Origin of the sequence: Cupriavidus sp. 2TAF22 (genome assembly GCF_052115045.1) — a bacterium.
In the GTDB taxonomy this organism is placed as follows: domain Bacteria; phylum Pseudomonadota; class Gammaproteobacteria; order Burkholderiales; family Burkholderiaceae; genus Cupriavidus.
The window spans coordinates 47,747-59,378 of sequence record NZ_JBFRFX010000022.1; the positions used below are offsets into that span (position 1 = coordinate 47,747).

Consider the following 11,632-nt stretch of genomic DNA (forward strand, 5'->3'; position numbering starts at 1 on the left):
AAGAAGCCGCGCCCCAGCCATGGCTGCGCGGCAATGCCATGGTGAAGATCGCAAACCAGTGCTCGCCGAGGTTGCGAAGGGGGCGCTGGCGCGCCGCCTCAGGCGGCCACCAGGCCGCCATCCTGCAGCCGCACGCGTTCGCCCACCTCGAAGTCCGGCGCGGCGTGATAGGTAAAGGTACGGTGCGTGCCGTTGTCCATCTGCACGCGGACCTGGTAGCTGGTGTCCTTGCGCACGCTCTTCTCGATCTGGTTGCCGGCGAAGCCCCCGCCCACCGCGCCTGCCACCGTGCCCAGGATGCGGCCGTTGCCCTTGCCGATCTGGTTGCCCAGCAGACCGCCGACCACGGCGCCGCCGACCGCGCCCAGCCCGCTGGCGGGCTTGGCGGTCTCGATCGGCGTGATGGCCACCACGCGGCCAAGGGATGCGCCGCCTTGCGCCGGCTGGCGCTGAGGCTGGGCCCCGGCGTTTTCGGCGCGGGCGGGCTCGGGGCCGTAGCCGGTGTCCGCCCGTGCGGCGCGTTGCGGTGCCGGGCGGGCCGCGGACGGCTGCGCGACGGGCACGTCAGCAGCCTGCGCCAGTGCGGGATTCATCGCCTCGGGCGGACGCGTGGTGCTGCCCGGCGTCGCCTGCTGCTGGCTGGCTGCCGCATTCTGGGCCGCGATCGGTGCGGTCAGGGATTGCGGTGCGTCCTGGGTGGCCTTGCTGACGGGCAGCAAGCCCGTCATCGCCGCGACCGCCGTCAGGCTGGCGACGACGATCGCCACCGCGGCGGCGCCCAGCAGCGGGTGCAGGCGGCGCTGGGCGGGCAGGGCGGTGGCCGGCATGGCGGCAGGTGTATTGGCCGTGTTCTGCGTCGACGGGTTTGGTGTCGGATTGGGCATTTTGTTTTCCTTATGCGGTCAGCACAAACGCACTACGCATCGATGATTCCAGGTCCGAGTTTGGCCGATTCCGCCGCCGTTATCCGTTTGATTTTGTAAGTTTGTGTAGGTATTAATTCTCTTGTAAATCAGTGCTTTAGCTGCCATTTCGGTGTGCGTCGATGCGACCGGTTGTAACAATCGGGCCGCAAAAACAAAAAAGCCCCACCGCAAAGGTGGGGCTTCTTGCCTGGCGCCGGCTTCCCTTTGGCGCGGGAAGCGCTGGCGCCGTTCAGTCCTCGCGGCGCAGATGCGGGAACAAAATGACGTCGCGGATATTGGGACTGTCGGTCAGCAGCATCACCAGGCGGTCGATGCCGATGCCGCAGCCGCCCGTCGGGGGCATGCCATATTCCAGTGCGCGGATGTAGTCGGCGTCGAAGTACATGGCTTCCTCGTCGCCGGCATCCTTCTGGTCGACCTGCTTGCGGAAACGCTCGGCCTGGTCTTCGGCGTCGTTCAGCTCCGAGAAACCGTTGGCGATCTCGCGGCCGGTGATGAACAGCTCGAAACGCTCGGTGATGCCGGGCATGGTGTCCGACGCGCGCGCCAGCGGCGAGACTTCCACCGGGTAGTCGATGATGAAGGTCGGCTCCCACAGCTGGCTTTCGGCGGTTTCCTCGAACAGCACCAGTTGCAGCGTGCCCAGGCCCGCGTTGAGGAACTGCGGCGCATTGGTGTTGACGCCGAACTTCTTCAGCTCGGTGCGCAGGAATTCCGTGTCGGCCAGTTGCGCATCGGTGTATTGCGGCGCGAATTTCTGGATCGCCTGGCAGATGGTGAGGCGATGGAAGGGCTTGGACAGGTCCAGCTCGCGGCCCTGGTAGGTCACGGTGGCGCTGCCGCGCGCGTCGATGGCGGCCTGGCGGATCAGGTTCTCGGTGAAATCCATCAGCCAGCGGTAATCGGTGTACGCGGCGTAGAACTCCATCATGGTGAACTCAGGGTTGTGGCGCGGGCTCACCCCCTCGTTGCGGAAATTGCGGTTGATCTCGAACACGCGCTCGAAACCGCCCACCACCAGGCGCTTCAGATACAGCTCGGGCGCGATGCGCAGGAACATCTGCATGTCCAGCGCGTTGTGATGGGTGATGAAGGGCTTGGCCGTGGCGCCGCCCGGGATCGGGTGGAGCATCGGCGTCTCGACTTCCATGAAGTCGGCTTCGGCCATGTGCCGGCGCAGCGAGGCGATGGCCTGCGTGCGGGCCCGGAAGGTGGCGCGCGTTTCCGGCGACACGATCAGGTCCACATAGCGCTGGCGGTATTTCAGCTCCTGGTCGGCCAGGCCGTAGAAGTCGCCGGGCAGCGGGCGCAGGCTCTTGGACAGCAGGCGCAGCTCGGTGACGGCCACCGACAGTTCGCCGGTCTTGGTCTTCATCAGCGTGCCGCGCGCGGCGACGATATCGCCCAGGTCCCACTTCTTGAAGGCGGCATAGACGTCTTCGCCGATGGCGTCGCGGCTGATATAGAACTGGATGCGGCCCGCGCCGTCCTGCACGGTGGCGAAGCTGGCCTTGCCCATCACGCGCTTGAGCATCATGCGCCCGGCGATGGCGACCTCGGCCGGAGCCGCTTCGAGCGCGGCCTGGTCGGTTTCGCCGTACTGCGCGTGCAGCGCGGCGGACTGGTGGGTCGGGCGGAAATCGTTGGGGAAGGCCACGCCTTGCTRGCGCAGGGCCTGCAGCTTCTCGCGCCGTTCCGCGATGATCTTGTTTTCGTCGGCTGCGGCGGGGGCGTTGGCCTCGGCGGGAGCGCGGTTGGAGTCGGTCATGATGTCTTGGTGAGTCGCGCGGCGGTCCGCGCGCATGTCAGGTATTGCGGATGTCGTCGAGCTCGGTGCTGCCGAAGTCGGGCCGATCCAGGTAGGCCGCGATGCGGTGTGCGGTGTCCTCGGCCGAGGCGAGCTGGTCGTTGTCCTTGAGGTCGCGGAAACGCTGCACCTGCGCGAAATCGGCGCCGCGGATGGTGGCCTGCATGCCGGTATCGACCACGCCCGGCGCCAGCGCCACCGCGCGCACGCTGCGTTCGGCCGGCGCCTGCGCGTACTCGGCGTTGACCGAGCGCACGAACATGTCCAGGCCCGCCTTGCCGGCGCAGTAGGCGGCCCAGCCCTCGACCGGGCGGCGCGCCGCGCCGGACGAGATCGCCAGCACCTTGCGCGGGCAGCCGAAGCGTTCGGTGCGCGCCAGGAAGGCCGCGGTCATGGTCATCGGCGTGGCCAGGTTGGTGAGCAGGTGCGGCACCAGCGTGGCTTCGTGCAGGCCGGCAACCGGGCCGATCGGTTCGATCACGCCCGCGTTGAGGATCAGCGTGGCGCTGGCGGGCGCCTCGTCGACGGCATCGAGCACGCTGCCCAGCCAGCTTGCCGCGGGGCCCGCCTGCGACAGGTCCTGCAGGTGCCAGGCCACCCTGACGCCGCTGGCCGCGGCGGCCTGCTCCAGCTCGGGGTTGCGGCTGCGCGCCACGCAGACCAGGCGGTTGCCCGGCTTGAGCAGGGCTCGCGTCAGCGCGGCACCGAGCCCGCGTGACGTGCCGGTGATGATGATCAGGTGCGTTGCTGCGGTCGATGCTGCGGTCATGGTCGGTATTGTCCGGCAGTTGATTCGCGCGCCCGCCGCCATCTGGCGGCGGGGCGGCGGGGCGTGTTACAGGCCTTGCTTCAGGCTGGCCTCGATGAACGGGTCCAGGTCGCCGTCCAGCACCTTTTGCGTGTTGGACATTTCCACGTTGGTGCGCAGATCCTTGATGCGGCTCTGGTCCAGTACGTAGGAGCGGATCTGGTGGCCCCAGCCCACATCGGTCTTGCCCGCTTCGAGCTTGTCGGCTTCGGCCTGGCGCTTGCGCATCTCGTGCTCGTACAGGCGCGACTTCAGCATCGACATGGCCTCGGCGCGGTTGCGGTGCTGCGAACGATCGTTCTGGCACTGCACGACGATACCGCTCGGGATGTGCGTGATCCGCACGGCCGAATCGGTCTTGTTGATGTGCTGGCCGCCGGCGCCCGACGCGCGGTAGGTATCCACGCGCAGGTCCGCCGGGTTGATCTCGACTTCGAACGAGTCATCCACCTCGGGGTAGACGAACACCGACGAGAACGAGGTATGCCGGCCGCCCGACGAGTCGAACGGCGACTTGCGCACCAGCCGGTGCACGCCGGTTTCCGTACGCAGGTAACCGAACGCGTATTCGCCCTCGATCTTGATGGTGGCGCTCTTGATGCCGGCCACGTCGCCTTCGGATTCTTCCAGCACTTCGGCCTTGAAGCCCTTGCGCTCGCAGTACTTCAGGTACTGGCGCAGCAGCATCGAGGCCCAGTCGCAGGCTTCGGTGCCGCCGGCGCCGGCCTGGATGTCGATGAACGCGTTGGCCTGGTCCATCTCGCCGGCAAACATGCGGCGAAATTCCATGTCCGCGACGATGGCCTCGAAGCCCTTGACGTCGGTCTCGATGGCTTCGAGCGTGTCGTCGTCGGCTTCCTCGCGCGCGAGCTCGAACAGCTCCTCGGCGCCGGCCAGATCGTCCGTGAGCTTGCCGAGGACGCCGACCACGCCCTCCAGCATCTTCTTTTCCTTGCCGAGATCCTGGGCCTTCTTGGGGTTGTTCCAGACCGCGGGATCCTCGAGTTCGCCGTTGACTTCGTCGAGTCGTCCTACTTTGACATCGTAGTCAAAGATACCCCCGTAGATCTTCCGTTCGCGAACGGAGATCGGAGATGGCACCGGAGATGGCGTTGAGGCGTTCTGCTTCCATGATGTTCCTGCGCTTTCAAAACCTTGAATTATAGCGGATCGGGGGGTCTCGCCGCGCGCTGCGATGGCACTTCCGGCACGATTTCGAACGGTTCGCTTGCCGAACGGTCTACAGTTGCGGTCTACACTGGCTAGGTGCGTCATGGCAGACCTGCACCGGGCGCGGGCCGGCGCCGCGCCGCCGGGGTCTTCGGAAGCGCCTTCCAGCAAGCCGCTGGACAACCGCCAATCAACTGTTCAGACATGGACAAGGATGGACGATAAGCACGCATGAAGCCAAGCAATCACGAGACCACCCACACCCGCCGCCGCGCGCTCGGCCTGTTGGCAGCAGCGGCCGCCGCGTGCCTTGCGGCCGGTTGCGGCACCCTGGCCAGCGAGCCCGCGCCGGACGGCTACTACCGTGTGCAGAGCGGCGACACCCTGTACAGCGTGGCGCGCCGCCACAAGCGCTCGGTGCGCGACCTGGCGCGCTGGAACCAGCTGCCCAGCGCCGAGCGCATCGAAGTCGGGCAATTGCTGCGCATCCGGCCGCCCGCCGGTGCCACGGCCAGCGCGGGTTCCGCGGGTTCCGGCAACGGGCCGGTGGCCGTGGGCGACACCCCGCGCGTGGACAACGGCCCGCCGGCGCGCGCGCCGGCCACCGGCATCCGCCTGCAATGGCCGGCAGAGGGCCGCGTCACGGCGAATTTCGGGCCACCCGCCAGCAAGGGCCTGAGCATCAACACGGCGCCCGGCGGCGCGGTGCGCGCCGCCGCCGCGGGCAAGGCCATCCATGTGGGCAACCTGCGCGGCTACGGCATGCTGGTGATCATCAAGCACGACGACAACTGGCTGACGGTCTATGGCAACCTGGACAAGCCCACGGTCAGCGAGGGCTCGCAGGTATCCGGCGGGCAGGAGGTTGGCCGCATGGGGGTCGCCGAGCGCGAACTGCACTTCGAGGTGCGCAACAACGGCAAGCCGGTCGACCCGGCGGGCCTGCTGCCCGCGCGGGGCTGAGGGGCGGGGCCGAGGCGCGGGACGGCGGCTAAGGCGTGCGCTACTGCGCGTGCTCGATGACCATCTGCACGCGGGTGACGCCATTGAAGGTATTGTTGTCCAGGCGGTAGGCCACCAGCGCGCTGGCGCCGAGCGAGTCGGCGTGGTTGAACCAGATTGCATCGAAGCGCTGGCTRCCGCGCCCGAGCTGCAGCTTGAGGTGCTTGCCCTTGAGCACGCTCTGGCGCAGCACGTCGAACTCGCCGCAGAAGGTCGGCGCCGGGAAGCCCTGGCCCCACACCTGCTGCTCGAGCAGCGCGACGAATTCCGGGCTGAAGCAGCCATCCTCGATATCGCCGTCGGTCTCGATCACGCGTGCCAGCTGCTCATCGCTGAGCCATTCGCGCCCCACCGCTTCGAACGCTTCCATGAACTGCCCGAAGGTGTCGGCGCGCAGCGTCAGGCCGGCCGCCATGGCATGGCCGCCGAACTTGACCAGCAGGCCGGGGTGGCGCTTGGACACCAGGTCCAGCGCGTCGCGCAGGTGGAAGCCCGGGATCGAGCGGCCCGAGCCCTTGATGGTGTCCTCGTCGCCCGGGGCGAAGGTGATCGTCGGCCGATGGTATTTCTCCTTGAGTCGCGAGGCCACGATGCCGATCACGCCCTGGTGCCAGGTGTCGTTGAACACGCTGACGGTAAAGCGCGCCGCGGGGTCCAGCGCGCCCAGCGGGCCTTCCAGGATCTGCAGCGCTTCTTGCTGCATGCCGGCCTCGATGTCGCGGCGCTCGCGGTTCATGCCGTCGAGTTCCTGGGCGATCTCCCAGGCGCGGTTGGCGTCGTCGGTCAGCAGGCACTCGATGCCGAGCGACATGTCGGCCAGCCGCCCGGCGGCGTTCAGGCGCGGGCCCACGCCGAAACCCAGGTCGAAGGTATTGGCGCGCGCCGCCTCGCGCCCGGCGGCGCGGAACAGGGCGGCCACGCCGGCGTGCATGCGCCCGGCGCGCATGCGCTTGAGGCCTTGCGCCACCAGGATGCGGTTGTTGCCGTCGAGCTTGACCACGTCGGCCACGGTGCCCAGCGCGACCAGGTCGAGCAGGGCGTCGAGGCGCGGCTGGGTCTGGGCATCGAACACGCCGCGGCGGCGCAGTTCCGCACGTAGCGCCAGCAGCACATAGAACATCACGCCCACGCCGGCCAGGTTCTTGCTGGGGAATTCACAGCCAGGCTGGTTCGGGTTGACGATGACCGCTGCCGCCGGCAGCTGGTCGCCGGGGAGGTGGTGATCGGTCACCACCACGTCGATGCCGAGGGCATTGGCCGCGGCCACGCCGTCCACGCTGGCGATGCCGTTGTCCACCGTGACGATCACGTCGGGCTTCTGCTGCGCGGCCAGCGCGACGATCTCCGGGGTCAGCCCGTAGCCGTACTCGAAGCGGTTCGGCACGATGTAGTCGATGCGCGCGCCCAGCATGCGCAGGCCGCGCACGCCCACCGCGCAGGCGGTGGCGCCGTCGCAATCGTAGTCCGCCACGATCAGCAGGCGGCGGCCGGCGGCGATGGCATCGGCCAGGTAGGTGGCGGCGTGGTCGATCCCCTTCATTGCTGCCGGCGGTACCAGGCCGGGCAGTTCGGTGGCGAGCTCGGCCGGCTCGCGCACGCCGCGCGCCGACAGGATGCGGGCCAGCGTGGGATGCAGGCCGGCGCTGGCCAGCGTGCCGGCGTGTTCGGCGGAAAAGGATCGTACGGCGATTCGGGTCATGTAGGGACAGGCAAGAGACGGGGTGAGGCGATCAGGCGGCGTAGGCCAGGTCGGACAGCAACGCGCGCCAGTCGCCGCGCGCGCCCAGGCCGCGCCAGAACTTGCGCAGGTCGGCGCGGCGCACGGTAAATTCGGCGTAATGGTTGTCGCCGGCCAGCACCAGGGTCAGGGCCGGCAGCGTGCCGTCTTCCAGTGCGGCCAGTGCCGGCGCGAACCAGCTGGCTTCGAGCGCATGCATGCGCTCTATCCATAGTCCCCAGTCCTCGCCGATATGGGCTTCGACGGCATCCTCCAGCAGCACCATCGTGCGCCCTGGGGCCGGCGTGGCGTCGATCGCCCCGAAGCGCGGCGGCGCTGGCCGGCAGGCACCGCCGCCGGCCAGCGCCAGGCCGCGCAGGAAGGCGTCATCGGTCAGCGCGGTGTCGGCCAGGCGCGGCACCGCCTGCAGCTTGCCGCCGCCATGCAGCCAGACCGAATTCACGGTCTGCTCGCCGGCGGCCTCGCGGGCCTGGTTGACCGGATGGTCATGCCAGGTCATCTGGATTTCGTTCTGGAGCCGGCGCCAGTCGCGCGCGCGCTCGCCGGACTGCATCCAGGCGTCGATATTGCGGCCGGTGGCGCGCAGGGGGCTGGCCGCGACCAGTGGACCGAACGCCGCTTCCGGCAGGTACCAGCGATCCGGCTGGGGCGTTTCAAGCGCGATGCCCGACTCCTGGAGCAGGCCGGAGACCGCCTCGTACAGGGCAGCCGCCTCGCCGGCGCGCAAGCGCAGGTGGACCGGGTTCATCAGCACCAGGTGGTCGCGCGCGGCATGGATATGGACCGGCTGCAGGCAGGCCCAGGCCTGGCCGTCGTCGGCCCCCGGGGTGCCGGCGGCGGCCATGTCGGCCAGCCGCATGAACGGGGCGCTGGGCACGCGGACGGTATCCAGCCCGGCGCGTCCGGCCAGCCATCGCTCGTGCGGCAGCGAGCGCAGGAAGGGATCGTCGTGCCGTTCGCGCGGGCCGGGGCTGGCGCGGGTAAGCAACTTTCCCAGCGCCGGCAACTCCAACTGCCGCAGGAGCGCCTCGAGCATGGCGTTGTTGCCGCCGCCGTGCGCTTCTGTGGCGGCGCCCGGCGGGACGGAAAAGGGCACAATCAGGGTCAGGTGCGTCATCATGGTGGCCGAGATTGTAAACTTCCGGCTGGCGGGCGGCTGAAATATCGTCCGGACAGGCTGTGGCAGACAATGGCAGATGTTGCCGGCAATGTGGCGCCGGCGTTCCTCCTCAACGACAGGGATCCTTCTTGAACTTTCCGTACGAATGGCAGATCGGCTGGCGATATACCCGCGCAAGCAAGCGCGCCAGCCGCAACACCTTCATTTCCTTCATCTCGATGATCTCCATGCTAGGCATCGCCCTTGGCGTGGCGGCGCTGATCGTGGTGTTGTCGGTCATGAACGGCTTCCAGAAAGAAGTGCGCGACCGCATGCTGTCGGTACTCTCGCATATCGAGGTGGTCGGCCCCGGCGCGCTACCGGACTGGCAGAAGACCGCCGCCGAGGCCATGCAGAACAAGGAAGTGATCGGCGCGGCGCCCTATGTGGCGGCGCAGGCCATGCTGACCCGCGAGGACGCGGTGCGCGGCGTGCTGCTGCGCGGCGTCGAGCCGGGCGAGGAGCCCAGGGTTTCCGACATCGGCAAGCAGTTCCGTGCCGGCAGCATGGATGGCCTGCTGCCCGGCGAATTCGGCATCGCGCTGGGCAACGAACTGGCCAACGCCATGGGCGTGCAGGTCGGCGACAAGGTGACGCTGGTGGTGCCGCAGGGCACCATCACGCCGGCCGGCGTGCTGCCGCGGCTCAAGCAGTTCACCGTGACCGGCATCTTCTCGTCGGGACATTTCGAGTTCGACAACGCGCTGGCGCTGATCAACCTGCACGACGCCGAGACCATGTTCCGCCTGACCGGGCCGACCGGCGTGCGCCTCAAGCTGACCGACATGCAGCGCGCGCCGCAGGTAGCCGACGCGCTGGCCGGCACGCTCTCCGGCGAGCTCTACCTGCGCGACTGGTCCAAGCAGAACCGCAACTGGTTCGCCGCGGTACAGACCGAGAAGCGCATGATGTTCATCATCCTGACGCTGATCATCGCGGTGGCGGCCTTCAACCTGGTGTCCACGCTGGTGATGACGGTGACCGACAAGCAGGCCGACATCGCCATCCTGCGCACCATGGGCGCGCAGCCGAGTTCGATCACCAAGATCTTCATCGTGCAGGGCGTCGCCATCGGCTTCATCGGCACCCTGGCGGGCGTGGCGGGCGGTGCCCTGATCGCCTGCAATATCGATGTGATCGTGCCCTTCATCGAGCGGCTGCTGCACGTGCAGTTCCTGCCGCGCGACATCTACTTCATCAGCGAACTGCCTTCGGACCCCCGCGTGAACGACATCGCCACCATCGGCATCCTCTCCTTCGTGCTGGCCACGCTGGCCACGCTCTACCCCAGCTGGCGCGCTGCCCGCGTCAACCCGGCGGAGGCGCTGCGCTATGAGTGAGACCATGCTGCGCAACGCGCCGCAAGGCGATGCCGCCTCCAGTCCCGTCGCTGCCGCCACCGGCACCCCGGTGCTGCAGGGCGAAGGCCTGACCAAGCGCTTCCGTCAGGGCGGGCTGGACGTGACCGTGCTCAGGGGCGTGGACGTGCACGTCGACGCCGGCGAGAAGGTCGCCATCGTCGGCGCATCCGGTTCAGGCAAGAGCACGCTGCTGCATGTGCTGGGCGGGCTCGACAACCCGGACAGCGGCAGGGTGGCCCTGAAGGGCAAGCCTTTCACCTCGCTGCGCGAAAGCGAGCGCAATATCGCGCGCAACCGCGACCTGGGCTTTATCTACCAGTTCCACCACCTGCTGCCCGAATTCACCGCGCTGGACAACGTGGCCATGCCGATGCGCATCCGCGGTCTCAGGCAACGCGAGGCGCGCGCGGCCGCGCAGGGCGTGCTGGAGCGCGTGGGCCTGGGCGACCGCGCGCAGCACCGCCCCGGCGAGCTCTCCGGCGGCGAGCGTCAGCGCGTGGCGATCGCGCGCGCGCTGGTGGGTAGCCCGGCCTGCGTGCTGGCCGACGAACCGACCGGCAACCTCGACGACCACACCGCGGGCGGCGTCTACGACCTGATGCTGGAGCTGTCGCGCACGCTCGGCACCAGCTTCGTGATCGTGACCCATGACCTCGACCTCGCCAGCCGCTGCGACCGCGTGCTGCGCCTGCGCGACGGGCATCTCCACCGCGAACGCTGAGCCGTTCACCGCGCCGCCGCAGCCGCCATGTGGATCGATACCCATTGCCATCTCGATGCGAGTGAGTTCGACACCGACCGCGAGGCCGTGACCGAAGCCGCGGCCGCGGCCGGCGTCAGCGGCATCGTGCTGCCGGCGGTGGCCGTGTCGAACTTCGCCGCGGTGCGCGCGCTGGCGCGGCGCCATGCCAGCTGCGTCTATGCGCTGGGCATCCATCCCTTGTACACGCCGGGCACCGGGCAGGCCGACCTCGACGCCCTGCGCCGCGAAGTGGAGGCCTCGCTCGGCGATCCGCGCTTTGTCGGCATCGGCGAGATCGGCCTCGATTTCTTCGTGCCGGGGCTCGATGCCGCGCACCAGACGTGGATCTATGCCGAGCAGCTCAGGATCGCCCGCGAGTTCGAGCTGCCGGTGCTGCTGCACGTGCGCAAGTCGCAGGACCAGGTCGCTGCCCAGTTGCGTCGCGCCGGCGTGCGCCAGGGCATCGCCCACGCCTTCAACGGCAGCGCGCAGCAGGCGCAGGGTTTTGTCGACCAGGGCCTGAAACTGGGCTTCGGCGGCAATCTGACCTTCAGCCGCGCGAAGCAGATCCGGCGCCTGGCGCAGGAGCTGCCGCTCGATGCCATCGTGCTGGAGACTGACGCGCCCGACATCGCGCCGGCCTGGCTCTCCGACGACCAGTTCGGCGAGCAGTACAAGGCGCGCAACACGCCTGCCGAGGTGGTCGGGGTGGCCCGGGTGCTGGGCGAATTGCGCGGCATCGACGCCGCGCCGCTGGCGCGGGCAATGTGGCGCAACTCGGTGGCGGCGCTGCCGCGCCTGGCGGCGTTCGAGGCCGTCATGTTCCCGGAGGCATCGTCTTTGGCCTCGGCTGGCGACACAAACGGCAACCTTCCGGTTTCCTCCTGACACGCTCCTCACCGTGCATTGACCGTATAAA

At 68.6% G+C, this 11,632-nt stretch carries 10 protein-coding genes; 4 read left to right on the top strand and 6 right to left on the bottom strand.

Annotation, left to right across the window (positions count from 1 at the left end; all coding sequences use genetic code 11):
• Positions 1-98: 98 nt before the first annotated feature.
• The 4 genes from AB4Z48_RS24695 to prfB form a co-directional block, all read right to left on the bottom strand.
• The gene (locus tag AB4Z48_RS24695; RefSeq protein WP_441618810.1) at positions 99-884 is read right to left on the bottom strand and encodes a glycine zipper 2TM domain-containing protein; all 786 of its coding nucleotides are present in this window, start codon (positions 882-884) and stop codon (positions 99-101) included.
• Between the two features lie 271 nt (positions 885-1,155).
• The gene (gene lysS / locus AB4Z48_RS24700) at positions 1,156-2,694 is read right to left on the bottom strand and encodes a lysine--tRNA ligase (protein ID WP_441618812.1); all 1,539 of its coding nucleotides are present in this window, start codon (positions 2,692-2,694) and stop codon (positions 1,156-1,158) included.
• A 37-nt stretch (positions 2,695-2,731) separates the two neighbouring features.
• Positions 2,732-3,502 carry an SDR family oxidoreductase gene (locus AB4Z48_RS24705; RefSeq protein WP_441618813.1) on the bottom strand — a complete coding sequence of 257 codons (771 nt, stop codon included), beginning with the start codon at positions 3,500-3,502 and terminating at the stop codon, positions 2,732-2,734.
• A gap of 66 nt (positions 3,503-3,568) precedes the next feature.
• Positions 3,569-4,673, bottom strand: a protein-coding gene (gene prfB, locus AB4Z48_RS24710; RefSeq protein WP_441618815.1) for a peptide chain release factor 2 whose coding sequence is annotated in 2 segments (ribosomal slippage) — positions 3,569-4,591 and positions 4,593-4,673 — 1,104 coding nt in all. Because the reading frame shifts where the segments join, the coding sequence is not laid out codon by codon here.
• 269 nt (positions 4,674-4,942) lie between these two features.
• On the opposite strand from prfB, the gene AB4Z48_RS24715 reads away from it, so the two are divergent.
• Entirely contained in the window at positions 4,943-5,674 is a 732-nt protein-coding gene (locus AB4Z48_RS24715; RefSeq protein WP_441618817.1) for a peptidoglycan DD-metalloendopeptidase family protein, read from the top strand.
• Positions 5,675-5,714: 40 nt separating this feature from the next.
• Here the strand turns inward: AB4Z48_RS24715 and recJ are convergent, their stop codons facing one another.
• Positions 5,715-7,412 carry a single-stranded-DNA-specific exonuclease RecJ gene (gene recJ / locus AB4Z48_RS24720; RefSeq protein WP_441618819.1) on the bottom strand — a complete coding sequence of 566 codons (1,698 nt, stop codon included), beginning with the start codon at positions 7,410-7,412 and terminating at the stop codon, positions 5,715-5,717.
• Positions 7,413-7,443: 31 nt separating this feature from the next.
• Positions 7,444-8,571, bottom strand: coding sequence for a hypothetical protein (locus AB4Z48_RS24725; protein WP_441618820.1), 1,128 nt, complete (start codon positions 8,569-8,571; stop codon positions 7,444-7,446).
• A gap of 128 nt (positions 8,572-8,699) precedes the next feature.
• Here AB4Z48_RS24725 and AB4Z48_RS24730 point away from each other — a divergent pair, with 128 nt between their 5' ends.
• Genes AB4Z48_RS24730 through AB4Z48_RS24740 form a run of 3 tightly spaced genes read left to right on the top strand, consistent with a single transcriptional unit; the run spans position 8,700 to position 11,601 of the window.
• Positions 8,700-9,950 (top strand): lipoprotein-releasing ABC transporter permease subunit, encoded by a 1,251-nt coding sequence (locus AB4Z48_RS24730; protein WP_441618822.1) that lies wholly within the window; start codon positions 8,700-8,702, stop codon positions 9,948-9,950.
• The gene (lolD, locus tag AB4Z48_RS24735; RefSeq protein WP_441618824.1) at positions 9,943-10,692 is read left to right on the top strand and encodes a lipoprotein-releasing ABC transporter ATP-binding protein LolD; all 750 of its coding nucleotides are present in this window, start codon (positions 9,943-9,945) and stop codon (positions 10,690-10,692) included. Before AB4Z48_RS24730 ends, lolD begins: the two co-directional genes overlap by 8 nt.
• A 27-nt stretch (positions 10,693-10,719) precedes the next feature.
• Entirely contained in the window at positions 10,720-11,601 is an 882-nt protein-coding gene (locus AB4Z48_RS24740) for a TatD family hydrolase (RefSeq protein ID WP_441618826.1), read from the top strand.
• The last annotated feature ends 31 nt before the right edge of the window (positions 11,602-11,632 follow it).